The organism is Candidatus Symbiobacter mobilis CR, from assembly GCF_000477435.1.
Taxonomy (GTDB): Bacteria; Pseudomonadota; Gammaproteobacteria; order Burkholderiales; family Burkholderiaceae_C; genus Rhodoferax; species Rhodoferax mobilis.
Window position 1 is genome coordinate 1890740 of record NC_022576.1, and the last position, 24392, is coordinate 1915131.

Consider the following 24392-nt stretch of genomic DNA (forward strand, 5'->3'; position numbering starts at 1 on the left):
AACAGGTTCCTCCTGATTCGTATGGCTGCTGCGCTACCTGTCCCTCCTTGGGGGGAGTCCACCCCCACCGACATGCAGGGACGCGAGTTTCCCTGGTGCGATGCAGACTTCGACAAGGTGCAGGCGCTGATCTACCAGCGCGCAGGGATCAGTCTGCACGATGGCAAGCACGCCATGGTGTACAGCCGTCTCGCCCGCAGGCTGCGCGAAACGGGGCACCGCAGCTTTTCGGAATACCTGCACTGGCTCGAAGGGCACGATGGGCCGGAATGGCAGGAGTTCATCAATGCGCTCACGACCAATCTGACCTCATTCTTTCGGGAGCGTCACCACTTTGACATTCTTGCGGAACATTTGCAGTCGCGCCCACACCATGGGACATGGAAGCTCTGGTGCAGTGCTGCTTCGACGGGGGAAGAGCCGTATTCGATCCTCATGACCGCGCTGGAAGCGCTGGGATCCGGCGCACGGGTCAGTCTCGTTGCCAGCGACATCGACTCGAAGGTCTTGGCCACCGCACGCGAAGGCATCTACCGCGTCGACGGGCTCAAGAACCTCAGCGAGGCCCAGTTGCAACGTTTCTTCCTACGCGGCAAAGATGCCAATCTGGGCCGCGTTCGTATCAAGCCCGAACTACAGCGGATGGTCCAATTTCTCTCCGTCAACCTCGTCCGGGACGATTGGCCGTTTCGGGAACCGTTCGATGTCGTGTTCTGTCGCAATGTCATGATTTACTTCGACTCCAAGACCCAGAGGCAAGTCCTGGAACGTATCCACCGCGTCATGGCACCCAAGGGACTGTTATTCGTTGGTCACGCCGAAAATTTCAGCGAAGCCCGAGATCTGTTCGTCCCCAAAGGGAAAACGGTATACGAGCGTCTGCCATGATGCGCGCCCCCAATCAGCGCATCGTTGCGCATCCCGGCCGCTCGCGGCGTTGTGTATGAGTCTGATGCAGAACACGGCCTTTGCTTCCTCCGGGCATCCTGGTGCCACGGGGAGTGCATCCACGGCCCCAGCCAAGCCCGGAAGTGCCAAGTCACCGCGCCTGGAACGGCTCAAGACGTTGCCCCGCAACCCCGGCGAAGCTTCCTTTTTTTACAGCGACAACCATTTCCGGTACGACGCCGTCAAGGTCCTGCCCGGCGAGTACTACGTGTCTACCGAAGACATCCTCATCACAACGGTGCTGGGGTCATGCATCGCCGCGTGCATCTGGGATTCCCGGGTGCGTGCGGGGGGAATGAATCACTTCATGCTGCCCGATGGCGAAAGCACCGAGGGGATGGGGCGCTACGGTTCCTACGCGATGGAACTGCTCATCAACCAGATGGTCAAGCTCGGTGGCCGACGCGAGACGATGCAGGCCAAGGTGTTCGGGGGCGGACAAGTCATGGCAGGATTCACCGCCATGAACGTGGGGGAACGCAATACCGAGTTCGTGCTGGACTATCTCGCGACCGAACGCATTCCGATAATCTCGCAAGACGTGCTCGACATTCACCCACGCAAGGTGTGTTATTTCCCCCTCAGTGGCAAGGCGCTGGTCAAGCGCCTTGCCCATGCGCATCCGGAAGCGCTGGTGGTGCAGGAACGCAAGGGGAATGTGGCCCGTGTCGTCCAGTCCACCGCAGGGGGCTCGGTCGACTTGTTCTGAACCGGCGCCGGTCTACGTATCCGTCGGCTGCGCGCCTGGTCGTCATCCTTCACGCGGCACGTGTGGTGTCCGCAACGATCCAGGGGAGATGCAATTGAAAAAGACTCGTGTCGTAGTGGTAGACGATTCGGCGCTCGTACGGCGTCTGCTGGCAGAAATCATCAATCGGCAGCCGGACATGGAATGCGTCGGTGCTGCCAACGACCCGCTCATCGCCCGGGAAATGATCCGGGAGCTGGATCCCGACGTCATCACGCTCGATATCGAGATGCCGCGCATGGACGGGATCGACTTTCTCGGCCGGTTGATGCGCCTACGGCCTACTCCTGTCGTCATGATTTCCACGCTGACCGAGCGCGGTGCCGACGTCACGATGCGTGCGCTCGAACTCGGCGCGGTGGACTTCGTTTCCAAGCCCCGCATTGGCATCGTCGATGGGCTCAACGAGCTGGCGACGGAGATCGTCGACAAGGTGCGCATCGCCGCTGCGGCGCGGATCAAAAGGACGGTCGCTGCGCCTGCACCAACGCAAGCATCGGCAACGGCGCCAGCGCAGCCTACAGCCGGATCTGCCCTGACGGGGCGAGTATTTACGGAAAAACTCATCGCCATCGGCGCATCGACGGGGGGGACCGAGGCGATCAAGGAAGTCCTGGTGCCTATGCCTGCCAATGCCCCGGCCATCGTCATCACCCAGCACATGCCGGCAGGGTTCACGACAAGTTTTGCCGCACGGCTCAACGGGCTATGCCAAATTGCCGTACAAGAGGCTGTCGATGGAGAACGCATCCTGCCCGGCCATGCCTACATCGCTCCGGGGGGCAAGCAGTTTTCCATCACGCGCAGCGGCGCCAACTACGTCGCGGTAGTCGAAGACGGCGCGCTCGTCAACCGCCACAAGCCGTCAGTGGAAGTGCTGTTCCGCTCCGTGGCACAGGTCGTCGGGCGCAACGCATTTGGGGTCATGCTCACAGGCATGGGCAACGATGGCGCCAAAGCCATGCGGGAAATGAAGGATGCCGGTAGCTACAACTACGCGCAGGACGAATCCACCTGCGTCGTATTCGGCATGCCCAAGGAAGCCATTGCCCACGGTGCTGCTGACGAAGTCTTGCCGCTGACGCAAATCGCCCCTGCCCTGCTGGGCAAGCTGGGCGCTTTGACTGATCGCTATCGAATTTGAGGTAACTATCGACCGGCTGGCGCGGGATGGGCGCCCCCGGCGGATGGGCAGCACCCTGTAGCGGGGAGGCTCGGCACGAGTAGGCGAAAAAAAAGTTGCAGAAGGGGCTAAATTCCCCGTCAATTCTGCCGAATAACACCCTACGAACGGAGGAAGGACTACGGACTCATTCTGTAATCCGAGTCATCATGCAACTGCCCACCATTGATCGAATACCCGGCCAGCGGCCCATCTCCGCTGATGCTGCGGCGTTCTCGACTGGCCGCGTCATACCGGTGCCCCCGGTGAACACGGCGCCGCATGGCTTGACGGAACCGGTAGCCACGCCTAGCGTCATCAACATGATCAACCGTAGCCATCAGAACGAATTGGTTCCCAACGATGGCGATGGAATCTACGCAAAGGTCTATGACCCCAGCCGTGTCGACCCCAGCCGTGGCGGCGATCCCCTGGATGCCCAAGACCCCGAAGCCAAGACTCGGCGCGTCTCGGAGACCGAGGAAGCCAAGGAACCGCCCAAGCCCCCGCTGCAAGAGCTGATCATCAACTACCTCAAGTCTTTGTGGGAGGCCAGTGCCAGCGCCATTCAGGTGCAACAGCAGGCCAAGGACGAATTGCGCATCCAACCCAAGGAGGAGCTGCAACATCTGCCCAAGGGAGAAATGTCTACAGAGGTGTTCACCTACTCTCCCAACAAGATTCAGAAGGCCGAGAAGCCTTTGACTTAGGCTTTGACTTAGCTTTTGACCTAGAACGTTGCTTGGCGTTTGCACTCACCGATCTCATCGATCTGCAAGCAGCCGGGTATCGGCATAGCCCCTCGGGGTACGGCGCACATCCTGCGCTGGTTGCCGAATGCGCCAAGGTTGGGGATGACAAAAACGAAGCGGCCTTGGGCCGTTTTTTTGTCTTTGGGTGATTCTGTCCACCAGCCCCGGCAACGCTATAGAGCGGGGGTGTCGCCAGGGCAACGGCGCAAAGGGGGCACCCCGGCGCACAGTTCCCAGCATTCCCCGTGTAGTGCAGCCAGCGTTGGCTTGTGGCCAATCGATACCAGGGTTCCGCCTTGGGCGTGGACATGGCCGAGCAAAGCGCGGTACGCCTGCTCTTCCGCCACGGCATCGAGCGCGCTGGAGGCCTCGTCGGCAAAGACCCACCGCGCCGGGCGCAACAGCACGCGGGCAATGGCCAGCCGCTGCACCTCGCCGCCGGAGAGCGTCTGCCCCCACGCGGCGTGCTCGTCGAGCCGATCCCCCAATGCTTCCAGCCCGACCTGGCGCAGCGCCTCGCGCAAGGCATCGTCGTCGATCCGTCGGGCCTCGGGGTAGCACAGCGCGTCACGCAGCGTTCCCACGGGGAGGTACGGCTTTTGAGGCAGGAAGACCGCATCGCCGGGCCGTTCGATGCGCCCGCTTCCATAAGGCCAGATTCCGGCGATTGCACGGAACAACGTCGATTTGCCCATGCCGGAGGCGCCGCGCAACAACACGCTGCGCCCGGCGGGAACGCCCCAGTGCAATCCGTCGAGCAAAACGCCATTGCGGGGCGCGTCATCCAACGTAACCGCAGCGGTGAAAGCGTCGATGGGCACGCCAGGCGGCAGATTGATGCGTACATCTTCCATCCGCAGTTCTTCCGCTGCCGTGACGACCAGCTCCCCCTCCTCCTTCTCCTGCAACCGCGCAGCGCGCAAGGCATCGTCAAAGCCGGTCAGCCGGTCCGTCGTCGCCTTCCACGCCGCAATGCCGGTGTACTGCTCCACGAACCAGCTCAACGCGCCCTGCACTTGCCCGAACGCGCTGGCGATTTGCATCAAGGTGCCCAACTGGATGGCACCGCTCAAAAAACGGCCCGAGGCCACGAGGAACGGGAACACCACCGCCGCTTGCCCAAAAAAGCTCGTGAACCAGATCAGGTTCTTTTGCGCACGGATCAGCGCCCAGGTGTTGTCGAGCACGCGATCGAATCGCCCCTGTAGCCCGGCAAGCTCGGCGCTTTCCCCCCGGTCGAGCGCAATGGCCTCGCTGGCCTCGCGCACCCGCACCAGATGATGGCGAAAGTCCGCCTCACGGCGCTGTTGCAGAAAGTTCAGCCGAATCTGTGGCTTACCGATGCGGTGCGTGAGGTAACTGCCCGCAGCGCAATACAAGACGGCCAGCCACACCATGAAACCGGGGACGACCACCGACACGCCCGCCACATCGAAGGTGAAAGACCCGGAAAGAGTCCACAGAATGCCGACGAAGCTCGCCAAGGTCACCACGGCGTGGAGCAAACCCATGCTCAGCGACAGCGTGTAGCCCGTGAACTGCTGGATGTCTTCCTGCATCCGCTGGTCGGGGTTGTCCGGCCCCGGCGCATCGGGCGCTGCGCCGGCAAAGCGGCGCAGTTCGAGGCGGTAGTACGCCTGGTGGGAAAGCCAGCGGTCGAGGTAATGGCGCGTCATCCACGCACGCCATCGCAATTCGAGCACCTGCGTCAGATAGAACTTGTAGACGGCGGCCAGGATGAACACCGCAGCCAGGGCCGCGAAGCGCCCCAATTGCTTCCAGAACTCCTGCGCATTGCGCTCTTGCAGGGCGTCGTAGAACAGGCGGTTCCATTCGTTGAACCACACCGCCAGCCACACCAGGCCCAGATTCAGCGCGACGATGGCAGCGAGCAGCGACCACGCACGCACCTTGTGCTCCGAAGCAAAAAAAGGCCGTATCAGCGCCAAGGCGCTTGCGCCGGTGCCATGCACGGTGCGCCAGGTTTGCACGATTCGCATTGCTTTCCTTTTCCTTGCCTCAGCCATTCACGGCACCCTGCTCAAAGCAAACCGCCGGGGTTCCCCTCGTTATGCACCCCACTCGCCACGTGCCCGCACGGAACCACCGCCGCCGCAGAGGCCAGATGCCCGGTGTGGTCGTCGAAAAAGAAGTCCGGTTCGAACTCGCGCAGAAATTCGGCCTTCGGCAGCCCCCCCAAAAACAAGGCCTCATCCACCTCCACCCCCCAATTCATCAACGTGTTAATCGCCCGTTCGTGCGCTGGGGCGCTGCGGGCCGTCACCAAGGCGGTGCGCAATCGCATCGTCGGCGCGGCGCGCAGGCGTTGGAGTGCGGTCAGCAAGGGTTTGAAGGGGCCATCGGGCAGGGGTTGGTCGGCGTGATCGACCTCATGGCGGTGGAAGGCCTCCAGCCCCAGGCTTTGGAACACGCGCTCGGCTTCGTCGCTGAACAGCACGGCATCGCCGTCGAAGGCAATGCGAATCTCGTTGGGGTGGGCGTCGCTGGCGTGCGCGCTGCGGGGGTAGACGAGCGCAGCAGGCACCCCGGCGGAGAGCGCTGCGCGGACGTCGCTGGAATGCGCGCTCAAAAAAAGATGGGCGTGCAGCGGGCGCAGGTAACGCCACGGCGCTTCCCCCCGCGTGAAAACGCCCCGGTCGATACGCAGGCCGTAGTGCCGTACCGACCGGAACACGCGCATCCCCGACACAGGGTCGTTGCGCGAGAGGATCACCACCTCGACGAGGCTGGGATCGGTGGCCTGCGTCCCCAGGCGAACGTCGAGCAGCTTGCGCGCCAGCGCAAAAGCCACGCCGGGCCGTGCCGGAATCTCCAGCCGTTCGCGCTGCAAAGCCATGTAGTCGCGGTCGTTGCCATGCTCGAAGACTTGGTTTTCTTCCTCGAAATCGAACAGCGCCCGGCTGGAGAGGGCGACGACGAGCTTGCCAGACAGGGTTGCGCTCACGATTGCAAAAAGATGCGGTAGGCAGGGTTGGCCGTTTCCTCCACCCATGGGTATCCCAAGGTGGATAGGAATTGCGCAAAGGCGGCATCGTCTGCTTGGGGAACCTGGATGCCGACGAGGATGCGCCCGTAGTCTGCGCCCTGGTTGCGGTAGTGGAACAGGCTGATGTTCCAGTTGGGCTGCATCAGGCGCAGAAACTGGAGCAACGCCCCAGGCCGTTCGGGGAACACGAAGCGCAGCAAACGCTCGTCGTGCGCCAGCGGCGAATGCCCGCCGACCATGTGGCGCAGATGCTCCTTGGCCAGGTCGTCGTGCGTGAGGTCGAGCGCATCGAACCCCTGCTGGTCCAGCACTTGTGCGATGTGCGCGGATTCGCCGCGCACCGTCGTCGTCAGCCCGACGAAAACATGCGCCTTGTTCGCGTCGCTGATGCGGTAATTGAACTCGGTGACGTTGCGTGCGCGGCTTTCCCCGCCGAGCGCGGGCAGGTCGCCGATCAGCTCGCAAAAGCGGCGGAAGCTCCCGCGCTCCTCCGGCAAGGTCACTGCGAACAGCGCTTCGCGTTCCTCGCCGACCTCGGCACGCTCGGCAACGAAGCGCAGCCGGTCGAAGTTCATGTTCGCCCCGCAGAGGATCGCGACGAAAGTCTGCCCCTGCACGCCATGCATGGCTGCGTACTGCTTCGCTGCGGCGACGGACAGCGCCCCTGCGGGTTCGACGATGCTGCGGGTGTCGATGAAGACGTCCTTGATCGCCGCGCAGACGGCATCCGTATCGACGAGCACGTAGTCGTCGACCAGCTCGCGCGCAATGCGAAAGGTCTCTTCCCCCACCAGTTTGACGGCCGTCCCGTCGGAAAACAGCCCCACATCGGACAACGTGACCCGTTCCCCGGCGGATACCGATCGTGCAAAAGCGTCCGAATCGTTCATCTGCACGCCGATCACGCGAACCTCGGGGCGCACGGCCTTGATGTAGCTGGCCACGCCCGCAAGCAGCCCACCGCCGCCCACCGCGACGAACACAGCATCAAGCTGCCGGGGCCGCTGGCGCAGGATTTCCATCGCGACGGTGCCTTGCCCCGCAATGACGTCGGGGTCGTCGAAGGGGTGGACGAAAGTCAGCCCTTGCTCCTGCCCAACGGTGACGGCGTGGGCGTAGGCATCGGAATAGCTTTCGCCGACGAGCACCACCTCGCCGCCCAGGGTGCGCACGGCATCGATCTTGACTTGCGGGGTCGTCGTCGGCATGACGATGACTGCGCGGGTTCCCAAGCGCCGGGCACCCAGGGCCACTCCCTGCGCATGGTTGCCTGCGGAAGCGCACACCACGCCTCGGGCCAACAGATCGGGAGCCAGGTTCGCCATCTTGTTGTACGCGCCGCGCAGCTTGAAACTGTGTACCGGCTGCTGGTCTTCGCGCTTAAGCAGCACGGTATTGCCGGTTCGCGCACTCAGCACCGGGGCGCATTCGAGCGGCGTTTCGACCGCCACGTCATAGACGCGTGCGGTCAGGATTTTTTTGAGGTAGTCGTCGGTAGACAGGGGGGGAATGGAAGACATGGAAATCGGTACGGAAACCGGGAGCGTTGCGCTCCCATGAGGGGAACCGGCTACTGCCCTGGGGCGAACCGGTCGATGCCATACTACCTGAATGTGCCCATCGCGGTTCCAGATCGGAAACACCACGCAATGACCGCCCAGGAGCTTTTCGAGCAACTCCAGTTGCTTGACGAAACCGAACGCATCGAAGCCAAAAGCGCAAGCCAAGTTGGAAGATCGTTGCTTGATGCAGGGCTGTTTGCGCAAAAAGGCCGAGGCTCGGCCACCTGGTACCAACCCACCGACCACATGTTGGCAGGAAGCCCCAGCGCCTTATCTAGGGACCCCGATGCCTTATCTAGGGACTCGAAAGTCCCGGAGGAAAGCATTGCTGCCGCTCGCCAGGCATTGCTGGCCACCCTTCCCGGCAATCTGGGCGCGCAAATCTGCAGCCTGGGCCAACGCAGCCCGCCGCACGCCGTCCGGAAAGTCGTGCTGCATCTGCTGCGCCACAGAGCCTGTCGGCTCGAAGAACTGGGGTTGCTGCTCGGCCGGAACCCGGAGTATGTCCGGCAGAAATATGTGCATCCCCTGCTTGAGGCTGGACATATCGCGATGACCTGGCCGGACAAACCCAACGATCCCACGCAGGCGTACCGTGCGGTGAATCTCGTGTAGATCGCAGCACGCAGTCGGGTCGTTTCTGCTCGGGTCGTGTCTGCTCGTATCCATCGGCTACCCGGTACCCTGCAATGGGACGCAACAGACGAAAGGGGTTCTCGAAGTTACTCCTCGGTCACGTTCCCGGAATCCCCGTTCACATGGAACCGGAATCCGCAATCAAAGCCTGCGATCACCCTGCCACCCAGTGCGCAACGGGACGCAGCAAAAAATCCTCCAGCGCGATGCCGTCGCCGCCCACCAGCAGGCTGCGCTGTGGCTGGAATGCCTCGGCAAAGGCGGAGATGCCTGGATGCGCCAGCGGGGCGCGTCCGCTTTTTACTTCGATGGCCGTCAAGCGCCGCCCGGCCTGCACGATGAAATCCACCTCGCGGTTGCCTTCGCGCCAGTAGTGCAGCGTGCATTCGCCGCGCATGGCGGCATTGGCCAAGTGTGCGCCTACGGCAGATTCGACCAGCCGCCCCCAGAATTCGCGGTCGGCGCGGGCCTCATCCAGCGTCAGGCCACTCGTCACCGTCATCAGCGCGGTGTTAAGCACTTGCAATTTGGGGCTGGAGGCCCGGTTGCGCGCCACGTCTCTTGCGTACTTGGGCACACCGCAGACCATGCCGGCGCCAGCCAGCAGATTGAGGTAATGCGCCAACGTCGTGGTGTTGCCTGCGTCCTGCAGTTGGCCCAACATCTTGGTGTATGACAGCACTTGCCCCGAGTAGTGGCAGGCCAGTTCGAACAGGCGGCGCAGCAGCGCGGGCTTGTCCACCCGGGTGAGCAGCAGCACATCGCGTGCAATCGACGTTTCGATCAGGCTGTCTGCAACATAGCGCGCCCAGCGTTTATGCTCGCCGACCAAAGGCGCAGCGCCCGGATAACCGCCGTAGAACACGTATTGCTCCACGCTCCAGCCAAAGGCGGCGTGCATTTCCGCCAGCGACCAATGCGACAGCGGCAACACCTCGAAGCGCCCGGCCAGGCTTTCGGTCAAACCCTGCGCGATCAGCAATGGTGCCGAACCCAGCAGCACCACCTGGAGCGGACACCGAGCACGGGTGTCTTCATCCCACAGGCGCTTGACGGTTTCCGACCAGCCCGCGATCTTCTGGATTTCGTCCAGCACCAGCACCGCGCCCTCGGCGTTTTCGATGGCCAGGCGCGCAGCTTCCCACTGCTGGGCGATCCAGACCGCGCCGCGAAGCATCGGCTCGTCAGCACTGGCATAACGCACCGGCTGCGGCAGTGTCGCGGTGACTTGCTGTACCAGCGTGGACTTGCCTACTTGCCGAGGCCCGGCCACCACTTGGATGCATCGGCGCGGCTCGTTCAGGCGACCAGCCAGCACCGCCGCCTGCGGACGCTGGAAAGTGGGTTCAGGATTGCGCACCATGTTGAGTATTTTTACTCAACGTATTGAGCAAAACTGGCAGGCTGGTTGTTCCATACAGAGCGCCCCCTATGGCCCCCGGCGGCCTGGCAGGGGCCTATGCATGAAAAAAACCCAAACCAGCAAGGCGAATTCCGCCGAAAAAACAGCGCGGCACCAAATCAAAACGCGCAACACCGCCCCCTCGGTCATGTTCGCTGGAATCAGCGGTCCCCACGTTCACCGGAATATGCAGACACTATCTACCATGTGCATCCCCTGCTTGAGGCTGGACATATCGCGATGACCTGGCCGGACAAACCCAACGATCCCACGCAGGTGTACCGTGCGGTGAATCTCGTGTAGATCGCAGCACGAAGTCGTGGCATTTCTGCTCGGGGCGTTTCTGCTCGTATCCATCGGCTACCCGGTACCCTGCAATGGGACGCAACAGACGAAAGGGGTTCCCTATGCCTAACCAAGACATCGCAAGCTGCGTATCGGAACCGATCCGTTTCCCCGGCGCTATTCAACCGCATGGCGCTGTGCTGGTTCTCAATGCACGAACCTGGACCGTCGAAGCAGCCAGTGAATCCTGTTCTTCTTTATTGGGAATAGCTCCCCAAAAGATTCTGGGCCAACATCTCCAGCATATCTTTGCAGAACCCATTCTGGACCATCTCGTACGACAGGACAATCAGGCCAATCTTGCAACGATGCCACCGGCGATGGTTTCGCTCCAGGGAAAAACCTGGAGCATTCGCCAGCATGATGGTGGCGAAAGGTTTCTCCTTCTGGATATAGAATCGATCAATGAAGAAGCCAACTTTACCCGATACCACTATGCATTGCGGCAGGGACTTGCCACCTTGCGAAAGCATACCCAGGTCGAATCACTGACGCGGGAAGCGGCGCAAATCATTAGAAAGATTACGGGTTTCGACCGCGTGATGATCTATCGCTTCGATGAGGCATGGAACGGCCAAGTGATTGCCGAAGCCCGCGACGAACATATCGAACCGTATCTCGGACTGCATTTCCCTGCATCGGATATTCCTACTCCAGCACGGGAGTTGTACCAGTTCAGCACAATACGCTCGATTCCCGATGTCCACTACACACCATCGTCGATATGGGGCCACCCTGACAAGCATTCGATCGATCTTGCAGCATCCAGCCTGCGCAGCGTATCCCCCGTCCATATCGAGTATTTGTGCAACATAGGGGTGAGCGCAACATTGGTTGGTTCATTGGTCGTGAATGATACCTTGTGGGGATTGATTTCCTGCCAGAACAAAAGCAAACCAAAATACTTCGGCGTACAGGAACGCGATGCACTGGGTTGGTTTTGTGCAGATATAGGATGCCTGCTGGAAGAAAGATTGCTTCGGAGAAAGCAGGAAATCCAGGCGGAACTGGCTTTGCGGCGTAGAACGCTGGTGGAGAAAATCCGCAAGGTGGATTTTCAGACTCTGATGCAGTCTGAGGAGAAACAAGACCTGCTTGGCGTAGTCCATGCGGATGGATTCGCGCTCCAAGTCGATGACATTGTATCGGTCATCGGTACGGTTCCCACCACGGAACAAATTCGTGCAATGCAACGATGCCGAATCGAACGCCATGGCAATAGCGCATTGTTCCATACCAACTCGATTTTCCAGGATCTGGATATTGGGCCTGTTTCGCGTGGTATTGCCGGAGCACTTTGCATATCCTTGCCGAGCACCCTACAGATGACCCTGATCTGGTTTCGGGTAGAGCGATCACAGACCATGCAATGGGGTGGAGACCCCCAACAACCCCATACCACGGACGAAACGGGGCGCATTTCTCCCCGAAAGTCATTCGCCCAATTTTTGACGACGATCGAAGGCAAAAGCCTGCCCTGGACTACAGAAGAATTGGATTCAGCAATAGAACTCGGCTCTCTGCTCGAAATCGAATCGCTTCGAGAACACGATGCATTTTCCCAAGCGATTCTGAATTCGATCCCGTCACACATCGCAGTCCTGAACCACCATGGCGTGATCACGGCAGTCAATGCTTCCTGGAATCGGTTCGCGCAAGAAAATGGCGCCCCCGAACTGGTGGACACAACAGTCGGCAAAAATTACAAAAATTTTTGCGCTTGCCCTGACAATACCAGTACCGCAGCTCCACCGGCATGGGAAGGCATTGATGCCGTATTACAAAGTAAGCTGAATCACTTCACACTGGACTATCCCTGCGATTCGCCAGAAGAACAGCGCTGGTTCCGTATGAATGTATACCCATTGCTGGGGTTGCGACAAGGTGCCATTGTCGCGCATGAAAACATCACCACCAGAAAGCTTGCGGAAATTCGGCTGGAACAATTATTGGATGAGCAAAGAGCCATTCTAAGCAGCGATCTGGTTGGAATTTTCAAAATTTACCACTCGATGACGATTGCATGGACCAATACTGCGTTGTGTACCATGCTCCGATATGCGGAAGGTGAATTGCATGGTTGCTCCATGCGCCAGTTCTATTCCAGCGATACTTCGTATGCGGATTTTTGCCAGTATGCTCTGCCAGCCATGCAAACCGGTACGACATTTCGACAGGAATTGCAATTGGTTCAAAAAAACGGTCAGCTTGGTTGGTATGCATTGCACATGGGGTTTCTCCAGCAAGGCGGCACAGCGTTGATTGGGGTGCTGATCGACGTGTCCGCACGCATCCAGGCTGAAGCAGAACAGAAAGAAATTTTGACGAGATTACAACAAATCGCCGACCGCGTTCCAGGAGTGGTCTATACATTCCAAAGAAATCGGGATGGCCAACTCTGCTTTCCGTATATAAGCAATACTATACGAGAACTGTTCCGCATCAATCCCCACGATGTACACGATGATGCCACCAAGATTATTCAGCAAGTACACCCTGAGGACCTCGATGGATTGCATTTTTCGATAGAAAAATCTGCAAGAGAGTTATCGCTATGGAATCATGAGTTCCGTATGATCTTGCAGGATGGTAGCGAACGGTGGGTCATAGCCAATGCCATGCCCCAGCCCGATGAAAATGGGGCAATTCTATGGCATGGGTTTGCCAGCGATATTACAGATCGAAAATTGATCGAAGAAGAATTGATTTCCGCAAGGGCCGAAATCGCACTCGGCGTTTCGCGACAACGGTTGCGTGAACTGGTCGTACAAAATGAAATTGCGCGAGAACAAGAAAGAAAACATATCGCACGGGAAATTCATGACGAACTTGGGCAAGTTCTCACCGGACTACGGATGAATCTGCTGCTCATGGAAATGCGCTATTGCTCGTTGGATCCGGCATTGCCCAAATTGGTATCGGACATGAAGGACATCCTGGATCAAGGAATTCGCAATGTACGCAATGTCATCTTGTACCTGCGACCAACGACCTTGGATCTCGACATCCAAAATGCCATCAGCTACTTGTGCCGTGAACATCAAAGCAACACCGATCTCACTTTCGACATCGATATTCCTGAAGAAAATATTCCCATGGACAAAAAAACATACGTTGTAGTCTATCGGATCGTCCAGGAATCCTTGAACAACATCATCCGTCACGCGACAGCAAGCAAAGTAGCCATCACTCTCACTCTCGATGTCCAGGATACCCTGGTTGTCGAAATTTGTGACAACGGGGTTGGCTTTCGTATTGAGGAAGTCGGCATGAACAAGTCTTTTGGCTTGCTGGGCATGCATGAACGGGCCATTGCCTTGGAAGGGCGTTTGGAAATCGGCAGCACACCCATGCAAGGAACGACAATCCGACTCACCCTGCCATGGAAGCCTGCATCACCCAAGACAGGGACTTGATTTGCATTGGTCCCTATTTCCTTCCATCTAGACAACATGAGCAAGATGCAAACCAATAATATTCGCATCCTGATCGTCGATGACCATGCGATTGTGCGCAGCGGTTTGAAAATGATTTTTGAACACGTCAGCGACTTTCAGGTTGCAGGGGAAGCCTCCAACAGCAGAGAATTGCTGGAGCAATTGAGCAAAAATGTGTATGACATTTTGCTACTCGATATGAATATGCCCGGAATGAGTGGCGCTGAATTGATCTCGCGCATCAAAGCCTGTTATCCCTGTCTCCCTATTCTGGTATTGAGCATGTACGATGAACCCCATATTGCCATGATGGCCATCAAAGCGGGGGCATCCGGATATATCACCAAGGATTGTGACCTCGACGTCCTGCTTCCCGCAATCCGCGCAGTATCTTCGCACCAAACCTTCATTACTCCCGGGCTGGCGGCAAAGATGGTTTTTACAGAAACGCCTTCCGCCACGTCTGCATTGCACTCCTTGTTGACAAATAGGGAAATGCAGGTATTCAAATGGCTGGTAGCCGGGCTGAGCATCAATGACATTGCCGCCACGCTCGGAATCAGCAACAAAACCGTCAGCACGCACAAAGCCAAAATGATGGAAAAGTTGCATGTGTCCAGCATCGTCGAACTGACGCGCTACGCCATCCAGCACAACATCGGCGCCTGAATCCCCACCAGACGTTGCCGCACCCACTGCGTAACAACGCCCCTCCCTCGACAAGCCGCGCCTCAGAATTTCCTGAGGATAGGTCAGGATCGACTGACTTTTCTGCACCTGGGCGTAGGCAGAATCTTTGCCCTTGGGACTACGCAACATTGTCCCGGCTATGCATACCTACGCAACCAGTATGCAGCAGTACGGCATGTGGGTAGTACGACGCTGGGCCGGTTTTGCGTCAGTCCCGGTTTCTTCAGCGTGAGCAAGCGCTGCAAGCATCGCCAGGCCAAGTGGAGTGGTCCCAAACCGTTGTGCAGACGGTACGTTTGCTCCAGTCTGCAACATCGTAATTTCTCCAAGCACTATCGCAACCTGTCTGCATACTACCGCATTTTTCCTATGGATCATTTATTGTTACTCCCACGCAATGCTGTATTGGCGTGGGTTTTAAGCATTGTCACCACAGCAATCGCTGGTAGCGGATATTTTTGGCATTCCTTGACCACCACGCATGAAGAACAACTGGAAGAGGCAAAGGCGCGCAATGAGCAGCGCGTTCGGTTGATCAACCTTGCCGTCGAACAGGAATTCGACGTCCTGATTCGTAGTATCGACATTGGTTTGAAGCAAATACGGTACAGCTTTCTCTCCGATCACAACCGCTTTGTTCATGCCGTGCAAGAAGTTCTGGATGGATATCCGAACGGCCTATTGCAGTCCGTGATGGTGTGGGATACGGATGGAAATATAAAGTTTGTTTCCAACCTTTCCGGGCAGCAACGGTGCATGGGTGACTGCGAATATATACAAGTTCATTTTACGCGAAAGAGTGATGAATTGTTCATCGGGCATGTGATGCTCGACAGCATGGCCAACGTACCGGTTGTCCACATTACCAGACCGATACACAATGGGAATCGGCTGGTCGGGGTCGTCGGCATTGCAGTACGTGCAGACCACCTCGCCCATCGATTCGCCTTGCTCCATACCCATCCGGAAGATTTGGTCTTCGTTGTACGCAATGACGGCAAATTCATTACCCGAAGCAAGAATTTGCAGGAATCTATCTCCCTCACCGTTCCACCTGATCGGCCTTATCTACAGGCAAAAGCTGGGGAAAAAGGGATTTTCCGTTCGGTATCGACGGTCGATAAGATTCCCCTTCTGTTTGCCTGGACAAAATCTTCAAGCTGGCCGCTGGCTACCGGTGTGGGCATCAACGAAATCAAGGAACTGCAACCCCTGGTGCTGTCGCAGCAACTCCAAAGGAAACATGCCGTATTCGGTATCCTGGTATTGCTTGCATTTGCGGGCACCGTTTGCGCATTCCTGATTCATTCCTACCAGCATCAGGCAAAAATAGCAGGTAGTGCAAAAATGCTCCGCGAAGCCGAAGAAAATCTGCGGTTGGCCATTGACACCATTGGCGAAGCCTTTGCAGTATATGGTGCAGATGATCGTTTGATATTTTGTAATGATCAGTACCGAAACATATACTCCAACATTTCCGCTATGATTGTTCCCGGGATGACATTGGAAGAACTTTTGCGCGCACGCGCCGAGCATGGCGAACATCCTCCCCAAGATATCGACGCATGGGTTGCCAGCGAACTTGCACTTCGCCGCGAAGGGGGTGCTGTCGTACGACGCATGCACGACGGCAAATGGATGCGCATAATCGATCGCCCAATGCCCAACGGCAAACTGGTCAGCTTTCGTGTAGACATTACGGAATCCATCAATGCCAAGGAAGCTGCCGAAGCAGCCAGTATCGCGAAAAGCCAATTCCTGGCCACCATGAGCCACGAGATCCGCACGCCCATGAACGGCGTGATGGGGTTGACGCAGCTACTTCTGAATACTGCACTCCATGTTCAACAACGTGACTATCTGAATAAATTGCAGGACTCGGCCCGGTCACTGCTGGGCATTCTGAACGACATCCTCGACTATTCCAAAATCGAGGCCGGCAAGCTGGATATCGAGGCTGTCGATTTCGAATTGGCCGAAGTGCTCGGCAATACCGCAAGTCTTTTTTCTTTCAGTGCTGAAGACAAGAATATCGAACTCGCCTTCGATATTGCCCCCGACCTTCCTGCGGTGCTCCATGGCGATCCCACGCGCATCAAGCAAGTGCTCAACAACTTGGTCGGCAACGCCCTCAAATTCACCCAAAGCGGTCATGTTCGCGTGACGATGAAGCAACGGCCGCTGGATGGCGACAACCTCATGCTGCAAGTCATGGTCAGCGACACCGGCATCGGCATAACACCTGCCCAAATCGACAAACTCTTCGGTGCCTTCGAACAAGCCGATGCTTCCACTACCCGCAAATACGGTGGAACGGGCCTGGGGTTGGCCATCTGCAAGCGCTTGGTCGCGTTGATGGGTGGCAGCATTTCGGTCGAAAGCAAACCGGGTCATGGCAGCGTCTTCACTTTTACGGTGCAATGCCAAGTATCGAACGCGACGCCCGCCAAGCGGTGTGCAGCCAGCCTGCAGGGCATCCACGCTGAAGAGGAAAGCCCGCATCCATGGAGCGACATACAAGAAGGCCGCTGTCGGCTCGATGCGATTCGCGGCGCCCATATCCTGCTGGTCGAGGACAACCCTACGAACCAATTGATTGCGGCAGACCTGCTCCAACAAATGGGACTGCACGTCACGGTAGCCAACGATGGCCTGGAAGGTATCGAAAAGGCCGCAAATCAGCGGTACGACGCCATCTTGATGGATTTGCAAATGCCGGAAATGGATGGTGTGGAAGCCTCGCGCCACATCCGCGCCCAGTCACGGAACCAGAGCACCCCCATCATCGCGATGACTGCGGCGGCAACGGTGGCAGACCGGGAATCCTGCCAAGAAGCAGGCATGGACGATTTCATAGCCAAGCCGGTCGATATCACGGAGTTGTGTGCCGCCCTGCTGCGCTGGGTGCCAGCTAGGCAAACCATATCGGGAACGTCGGCCGCAGTCACGCAGTCGGTCATCCTCGGCTTGCCTTTCCGTGTTCCAGGGTTGGACTTTTCAGACGCCATCGTACGGATGGGGCACAACTGGAACCTGCTGCGCAGTGCCTTGCATGGATTTGCGCGCGATTTTGCGCAAAGCGGCGCACAAATCGAAGCGGATTACGCTGCCGGCAAGTGGACGGAAATGCGGCGAATGGTGCATACCATCAAAGGCATATCGCTGTCGATTGGCGCAACGGAGTTGGGAAATTGCAGCCTGCAACTCGAACGGGAATGGGATGATCAACAAATTCCATCGCTGGAGGGCTTCCAAATTGCTTTGGCGCAAACCATTGCAACGATTAGCCAGACTTTGGAACCAACGCCAGCCACGACTGCGGCCTTCGACGCAGCCCGTGTCGAAGCCATCCTGAAGGACATGGCGCCGATTTTGGAACGATCCGGCTACGTGCGCCCCGAACGATTGGACGAGCTACGGCAATTTCTCATCGAATCCGATCCCATTGCCCTGTGCGACAACCTCAAGCAACAACTCGATCTCTTCGACTATCCTTCGGCAAAGATCGCATTGCTGGAATTGGCCACAGCGTGTGGAATCGAAACAAACAAAATTCTTATGAATGCCAAGGATTCCGTTGCCTTGCCCTTACCGAAGGTGCTGATCGTGGATGACATGCCAGGAAATATACATATATTGGCCAAAGCATTGGTCAATCGTTACGACGTGCGCTGCGCAACAAACAGTTACGCTGCGCTGGCCATGTTGCTACGTTCCGAAAAACCCGATTTGATCCTGCTCGATGTGATGATGCCGGGAATGGATGGCTATGAGGTATGTCGTCGCATCAAGCGGGAACCTGCCACGCAAGAGATTCCCATCATTTTCACTTCCGCCAAAGATGACATGATGAACCAACAACATGGCTTCAACCTGGGGGCAGTGGATTACATTACCAAGCCAATCAGCATTCCCTTGATGTTGGAACGGGTCCATGTGCATATCCGGCTGAAGCAAAAGACAGAACGTCTGGAGAAACTGGCGATGATCGATGGCCTGACAGATATTCCCAACCGACGTTCGATCGAAGAAGCGTTGGATCGTGAATGCGGTCGTTCGCGCAGAGACGGGATTGCACTCTCGGTTTTGATGATTGATGTCGATCACTTCAAGAATTTCAATGATCGTTATGGTCATGGCGCAGGCGATATATGCCTGCAACATATTGCTGCGGCCCTATGGCAAGAATTGCGGCGTCCTGGCGATTTCGTTGGACGGTATGGCGGCGAAGAGTTCCTCGTCCTCTTGCCCGAATGCAGCCAAGAAGGGGCAGTGACCATCGCGGACAATTTGCGCGAAGCCGTTGGCAATCTTGCGATTCCGCACGAACAATCCACTGTCGCCGACCATGTCACGATCAGCATCGGCGTGTGTTCGCTATATGTGAGTTCCAGCAATACTCCTCACAGCATCCTGCAAGATGCTGATCGAGCGCTCTATGCAGCAAAATCGCAGGGTCGCAACCAAGTCGTCGTGGCGTAAGCGGCATCCTGTTTTCGGATACCGTATAGGCGCATAGGCGTGAGCGATGATGTCGATACTGGTTCAATAGATTTTTGGTTGAATTTTGGTCGTGGTACCGGGGTGCCTATACCGACCACAGAATAGGGAATATTTTATGAATAACTACATGCATCCGATATGCAACAGCCCCATCGTAGGCTATGCGTATCACCGGATCATTCTTGACGATGCAGGGCACCCTTGTGATTATGAATTTCTGGAAGTCAATGCAACCTTCGAGAAACTTACCGGTCTCAACAAGGACGACCTGATCGGCCACACCGTCCGCCAGGCCATTCCAGGAATAGATCATGCGCGGTTTGACTGGATCGGCTTTTACGGAAATATAGCCCTCCACGGGGGCGAAAAAGAGGTCGAACAATTTAGTGAGCATCTAGGCCGATGGTACAGAGTGCATGTCTACTCGACGGAGAAGCTGTTTTTCTGCACCATGTTCATCGATATCACAGAACACAAAAGGCAGACAGAAGAACTGGAAGGATTTTATGCAGTCAATCTTGACCTGCTCTGCATTGCCGATTTCGAAGGGAATTTCCTCAAAACCAACGAAGCGTGGAGCCGCTTGCTCGGGTACTCCACCGAAGAACTGTGCAAAAAAAAGTTTCTGGAGTTCGTGCATCCCGATGACATTCCATCGACGCTCGATGCCATGGCCGCGCTTGCCAAGAATCAGGATATACGCAATTTCACCAACCGCTACCAGCGCAAAGACGGTTCGTACCGGTACATCGAATGGCATACACATCCCCACGGCAACCGGGTTTACGCTGCGGCGCACGACGTCACCGAGCGGAAACGGGCAGAAGAAACGCTCAAGGAAAGCGAAGCCAATTACCACGCTTTTTTTGATGCCATGGAAGATATGGTGGTCGTTGCCACGCCGGAGGGCCGGGTGCTCTATGCCAACGACTCCATGATCAAAAAGCTGGGCTACAGCGTCGAGGAACTCGATGCACTGGGCATCTTGAATCTGCATCCTGCGGCCAACCGACAGGAGGCCGAAGAAATCTTTGCCGCCATGTTCCGTGGCGAGCGCGCTACCTGCCCGCTACCGGTACAACGCAAGGATGGCACATTGGTTCCAGTCGAAACCCGCGTCTCCTTCGGCAAATGGAACAGTCAGGGTTGCATTTTCGGCGTGATCAAGGATCTCTCCAAAGAACAAGAAGCCTTGCAGAAATTCGACAAACTGTTCGATCTTCACCCATCCATGATGGCATTGACCCTCCTGCCATACCGGCGGTACATGGAAGTGAACCGGGCCTTTCTGACCAACCTGGGTATAACGCGAGAGCAAATCATCGGCAAAACCGCCATGGAACTGGAAATCATGGCTGACCCCGATGCCATGCGTCAATCCAGAGAAATTCTGCAACGCGATGGACGCATCCGCAATATGGAGTTGCAATTCCATACCGCCAACGGGACATTGCGAGACGGCCTACTCTCTGGTGAAATCATCGATGTACAAGGGAAGAAATATCTCTTATCCGTCATGCTTGATATCACCGAGCAAAAACAAACACAAAAAAAATTGCAGGCCGAGCGAGATCAATTGCTGTCTTTATTCCATAGCATTGACGAATCTATCTCTATAGTAGACCCAACGAACCATGAGCTGCTCTACGTCAATCAACATCTTTCGGCGCTGCTTCCAGAAGGATGCATAGGAAAGAAATGCTATACCGCAATACATGGACGCGATACGCCTTGCCATTTCTGCACGAACGACATCATTTTCCAAAACAAAAATCAGCCATACCGTTGGGAATTTTACAACCGGCATTTAGACCGCCATTATGTGCTGATCGACCGGGTCATCCAATGGCTCGATGGGCGCGATGTTCGTTTTGAACTGGCCATAGACATTACCGATAGAAAAAAAGCGGAAGAAGCCCTGCAACGCGAAAAAGAGCTGTTCACAGCCGGCCCAGTCTTTACCATCGAATGGAGTCCTTCCGAGCATTGGCCGGTGCGAGCCGTTTCATCCAATGTAGAGCAGATCCTCGGCTACAGCCCGACAGAAATGATGTCGCCGGAGTTCCGATATTCCAAGCTGATCCACCCGGAAGACATCGATCGCGTTGTGAAAGAGGTGCTGCACAACATCGCAAACCATCTCGACACGTACGAACAGTCATACCGTATCCATACCAAAGGTGGTGAATACCGCTGGTTCTACGATTTCACCATGCTGACCTATGACGAACACGGCAGCCTCACAGGCATACGCGGCTATTTGTATGACCAAACGGTACAAAAAACGGCGGAACTGCAACTGGCCGCAGAACGCACGCGCCTGGCCGGCATCATCGAAGGAACCCATGTCGGCACCTGGGAATGGAATGTCCAAACCGGCGAAACCATTTTCAATGATCGCTGGGCACGCATCATCGGTCATACGCTTGAAGACATCTCGCCAATCTCCATCAAGACATGGGAGAAATGTGCCCACCCTGATGATCTACAAACAAGCGGTGCATTGCTTGCCAAACACTTCGCAGGAGAGATAGATTACTACGAATTTGAATCGCGAATGCTCCACAAAAATGGGGAATGGGTGTGGGTGCTCGACCGTGGCCGGGTCGCGACATGGACCGCTGATGGCAAACCGCTGCTGATGCTGGGTACGCACCAAGACATCACGGAACGCAAAAAGGCGGAAGCGATGATCGTGGCGCAGTCTACATTGCAGCAAACGCTTATGGACATTTCCAATGCATTCATCAATGTGCCGTTGGAGCGGACGGAGGCCATCCTCCATGAATCGCTAGAACGTTTGGGTCGATTCACCCATGTAGACCGGGCCTATGTGTTTTTTTACGATTTCCATAAGCAGACGTGCAGGAATACCCACGAATGGTGCCGTGAGGGGGTTGCGCCGCAAATAGAGCAACTACAAGATGTCCCCCTCGAAGTGATACCGGAATGGGTCATGCACCACCGCAACGGCAAAGTCATGTGTATCCCTGATGTGGCGGCACTACCGCCAGAGAACGGGCTGCGGCGACTTCTGGAATCGCAAGGTATCCAAAGCGTCATGGCCTTACCGATGATGGTCGGCAGCGAATGCATCGGCTTCGTCGGCTTTGACGCAGTACGGGAACGCCACCACTTTTCCGGAAAAGAACAAACGCTGCTGCAACTGTTTGCTTTGATGCTGGTGAATTTATTCCAGCGCAACAAGGTGCATGACGAGCTTGTCCAAGCTGTTCAATGCGCCCAAGATGCCAGCAAATCCAAATCGGAATTCCTTGCCAACATGAGCCATGAAATTCGCACGCCGCTCAACGGCATTATTGGCTTTACCGATTTGTTGAGAAAAACGCAGCTCACTCCACTACAACAGCAGTACATTGATAATGCCAATGTCTCAGGGCACACTTTGCTGGGAATTATCAATGACATCCTCGATTTCTCGAAAATCGAAGCCGGTATGATGAGTCTGGAGATCATCAACACCGACATGATCGAACTTCTCGATCATAGCGTCGATCTCGTGAAGTATTCAGCCAACAAAAAGAATCTGGAAGTCCTCCTCGATATCGACCCCGCCATGCCGCGTTTTGCCATGGTCGATCCGATCCGCATCCAACAGATTCTTGCGAACCTGCTTGGCAATGCCGTCAAATTCACGGAAGAGGGCGAGGTAGAACTACAAGTTCTTTATACACAGTTGGAAGGAACCCAAGGTCGGTTCCGTTTTGCTGTTCGTGATACAGGAATCGGGATTACAGAAACACAAAAGGATAAGCTATTCAAAGCATTTTCCCAAGCCGATAGCTCGACTACCAGAAAGTTCGGAGGAACTGGTCTGGGGCTGATCATTTCCGACATGATCGCCAAAAAGATGGGGAGCAAAATCTACATCGATAGCACGCCCGGTCAAGGGGCCACGTTTTTCCTGGATCTCGTTACCGACGCAGAACATGGCGCCAAACGGGACGCATCGACGATACAGCATATCCAGCGATGCCTCGTCATCGACGACAACGCCCACAATCGCCAGATCCTGGAACGAATGCTGGAGCAATGGGGCATTGCCGTCGAATCCTGCGACAACGGTCTTACCGCGCTGCAATGGCTCGAAACCTCGCAACCGTTCGATGCCATTCTGTGTGACTACCACATGCCATATATCGACGGGTTGGAAGTCATCCAGATGATTCGCCAAAAACTCCGCCTTACACCCAGAATATTGCCCATCATTCTGCTCCATTCCTCGTCTGACAACGCCGAGCTGCACAAGAAATGCGATGAACTCGGCGTGCGGTTTCGGATGACGAAACCCGTCAAATCCCAAAATCTATTCGATTTTTTGTGCAACCTCAGCACCAAGATGGAAGGCGATGCAGCAACGATTCCTGGGGAAACCAATACGACAGAACGCCGAAAGCAACCGCAAACGGATATGCCGCGCTACAGCATCCTCATTGCCGAGGATGTGGCCATGAATATGATAGTGATCAAAGGTTTGATACAGATGACCTATCCGTCGATCACAATCCTCGAAGCGAATAATGGCATCGCCACTGTAGAACAATACACCAAAGAACGCCCGGACCTGATTCTGATGGATGTACAAATGCCGGAGATGGATGGACTGGACGCCACAAAAATAATTCGCGATTTGGAGACCCATACCGGGAAACATGTTCCCATCGTTGCACTGACTGCAGGGGCTTTCAAAGAAGAACAGGCGCGGTGCCTTGCTGCAGGAATGGATGCTTTTCTGACGAAGCCCATCGATCTCGAAAAGCTCACGGAAGTGCTCCACCAATTTCTTGCCGAACCACGCAATCCTTCTGCTGTAGTCCATTTCCACCGGGAACGGTTGGTGGAACGCTGTGGCGCAGCAATGGCAACAACGGTAATACAGTACATGGGCACCGATATTCCCGCACAACTGACCGCGATCGGCGCAGCACTCACTGCCATGGACATCGCCAAGATATGCACGCAAACGCACAGTTTGAAAGGCGCTTGCCTCAATGGAGAACTGCCTGTGCTGGCATTGATGGCAGCAGATATGGAAGCGATTGCCAAAGGGAATGGAAATCTGGCTCTACTGCAACAACGCTTCGATGCACTCATGGAGGAATGGGCACTGGTACAACAGGAATTGAAGCAGCAATAAATCATGCCATGTATGCCGTGACGGCAGCGCAGACGACGCTGC

17 protein-coding genes and 1 pseudogene are annotated in these 24392 nt (G+C 56.3%); 12 read left to right on the forward strand and 6 right to left on the reverse strand.

The window, feature by feature from the left end; all coding sequences use genetic code 11:
* The first annotated feature begins 21 nt into the window (after positions 1 to 21).
* The 5 genes from CENROD_RS07800 (at position 22) to CENROD_RS13925 (ending at position 3759) form a co-directional block, all read left to right on the forward strand.
* Positions 22 to 888 (forward strand): CheR family methyltransferase, encoded by an 867-nt coding sequence (locus CENROD_RS07800; protein ID WP_022774011.1) that lies wholly within the window; start codon positions 22 to 24, stop codon positions 886 to 888.
* A 55-nt stretch (positions 889 to 943) separates the two neighbouring features.
* On the forward strand, positions 944 to 1657 hold the full coding sequence (gene cheD, locus CENROD_RS07805; RefSeq protein ID WP_081699848.1) for a chemoreceptor glutamine deamidase CheD: 714 nt from the start codon (positions 944 to 946) through the stop codon (positions 1655 to 1657).
* An 88-nt stretch (positions 1658 to 1745) separates the two neighbouring features.
* A complete protein-coding gene (locus CENROD_RS07810) occupies positions 1746 to 2840 on the forward strand; it encodes a protein-glutamate methylesterase/protein-glutamine glutaminase (RefSeq protein WP_022774020.1) in 1095 nt (364 codons plus the stop codon).
* Between the two features lie 188 nt (positions 2841 to 3028).
* Positions 3029 to 3568: a hypothetical protein gene (locus CENROD_RS07815; RefSeq protein ID WP_022774024.1), complete on the forward strand. Its 540-nt coding sequence runs from the start codon at positions 3029 to 3031 to the stop codon at positions 3566 to 3568.
* A gap of 32 nt (positions 3569 to 3600) precedes the next feature.
* On the forward strand, positions 3601 to 3759 hold the full coding sequence (locus CENROD_RS13925; protein ID WP_187292289.1) for a hypothetical protein: 159 nt from the start codon (positions 3601 to 3603) through the stop codon (positions 3757 to 3759).
* Positions 3760 to 3783: 24 nt separating this feature from the next.
* Here the strand turns inward: CENROD_RS13925 and CENROD_RS07820 are convergent, their stop codons facing one another.
* From CENROD_RS07820 to ilvA, 3 genes are read right to left on the reverse strand one after another with little or no spacing between them, the layout of a single operon-like run.
* A complete protein-coding gene (locus CENROD_RS07820; RefSeq protein ID WP_022774027.1) occupies positions 3784 to 5610 on the reverse strand; it encodes an ABC transporter ATP-binding protein/permease in 1827 nt (608 codons plus the stop codon).
* Positions 5611 to 5651: 41 nt separating this feature from the next.
* Positions 5652 to 6575 (reverse strand): 5'-nucleotidase, encoded by a 924-nt coding sequence (locus tag CENROD_RS07825; RefSeq protein ID WP_041193414.1) that lies wholly within the window; start codon positions 6573 to 6575, stop codon positions 5652 to 5654.
* Positions 6572 to 8137: a threonine ammonia-lyase, biosynthetic gene (gene ilvA, locus CENROD_RS07830; RefSeq protein ID WP_022774029.1), complete on the reverse strand. Its 1566-nt coding sequence runs from the start codon at positions 8135 to 8137 to the stop codon at positions 6572 to 6574. The genes CENROD_RS07825 and ilvA overlap by 4 nt, the downstream gene beginning before the upstream one ends.
* A 129-nt stretch (positions 8138 to 8266) precedes the next feature.
* Here ilvA and CENROD_RS07835 point away from each other — a divergent pair, with 129 nt between their 5' ends.
* Positions 8267 to 8794, forward strand: a complete 528-nt coding sequence (locus CENROD_RS07835; protein ID WP_022774033.1) for a Fic family protein — start codon at positions 8267 to 8269, stop codon at positions 8792 to 8794.
* A 175-nt stretch (positions 8795 to 8969) separates the two neighbouring features.
* Here the strand turns inward: CENROD_RS07835 and CENROD_RS07840 are convergent, their stop codons facing one another.
* Positions 8970 to 10178: an ATP-binding protein gene (locus CENROD_RS07840; protein WP_022774036.1), complete on the reverse strand. Its 1209-nt coding sequence runs from the start codon at positions 10176 to 10178 to the stop codon at positions 8970 to 8972.
* Positions 10179 to 10274: 96 nt separating this feature from the next.
* On the opposite strand from CENROD_RS07840, the gene CENROD_RS13595 reads away from it, so the two are divergent.
* The 3 genes from CENROD_RS13595 to CENROD_RS07850 all read left to right on the forward strand — a co-directional run bounded on the left by CENROD_RS13595 (position 10275) and on the right by CENROD_RS07850 (position 14668).
* Positions 10275 to 10520, forward strand: a complete 246-nt coding sequence (locus CENROD_RS13595) for a Fic family protein (protein WP_022774040.1) — start codon at positions 10275 to 10277, stop codon at positions 10518 to 10520.
* 104 nt (positions 10521 to 10624) lie between these two features.
* Positions 10625 to 13978, forward strand: a complete 3354-nt coding sequence (locus tag CENROD_RS07845; protein ID WP_022774044.1) for a PAS domain S-box protein — start codon at positions 10625 to 10627, stop codon at positions 13976 to 13978.
* A 36-nt stretch (positions 13979 to 14014) separates the two neighbouring features.
* The gene (locus CENROD_RS07850; RefSeq protein ID WP_022774048.1) at positions 14015 to 14668 is read left to right on the forward strand and encodes a response regulator; all 654 of its coding nucleotides are present in this window, start codon (positions 14015 to 14017) and stop codon (positions 14666 to 14668) included.
* Positions 14669 to 15106: 438 nt separating this feature from the next.
* Here CENROD_RS07850 and CENROD_RS14340 read toward each other — a convergent pair whose 3' ends face one another.
* On the reverse strand, positions 15107 to 15331 hold the full coding sequence (locus tag CENROD_RS14340) for a hypothetical protein (protein WP_238551757.1): 225 nt from the start codon (positions 15329 to 15331) through the stop codon (positions 15107 to 15109).
* A 36-nt stretch (positions 15332 to 15367) separates the two neighbouring features.
* Entirely contained in the window at positions 15368 to 15646 is a 279-nt protein-coding gene (locus CENROD_RS14345) for a hypothetical protein (RefSeq protein WP_238551758.1), read from the reverse strand.
* Positions 15647 to 16036: 390 nt separating this feature from the next.
* Between CENROD_RS14345 and CENROD_RS14575 the strand changes: the two are divergent.
* From CENROD_RS14575 to CENROD_RS12520, 3 genes and pseudogenes are all read left to right on the forward strand, one after another.
* Positions 16037 to 16348, forward strand: a pseudogene (locus CENROD_RS14575) (PAS-domain containing protein); the annotation flags it as partial.
* Positions 16349 to 16456: 108 nt separating this feature from the next.
* Positions 16457 to 19171, forward strand: coding sequence for a response regulator (locus tag CENROD_RS12515; protein ID WP_238551760.1), 2715 nt, complete (start codon positions 16457 to 16459; stop codon positions 19169 to 19171).
* A 91-nt stretch (positions 19172 to 19262) separates the two neighbouring features.
* Positions 19263 to 24350, forward strand: a complete 5088-nt coding sequence (locus CENROD_RS12520; RefSeq protein WP_238551851.1) for a PAS domain S-box protein — start codon at positions 19263 to 19265, stop codon at positions 24348 to 24350.
* Positions 24351 to 24392: the final 42 nt, after the last annotated feature.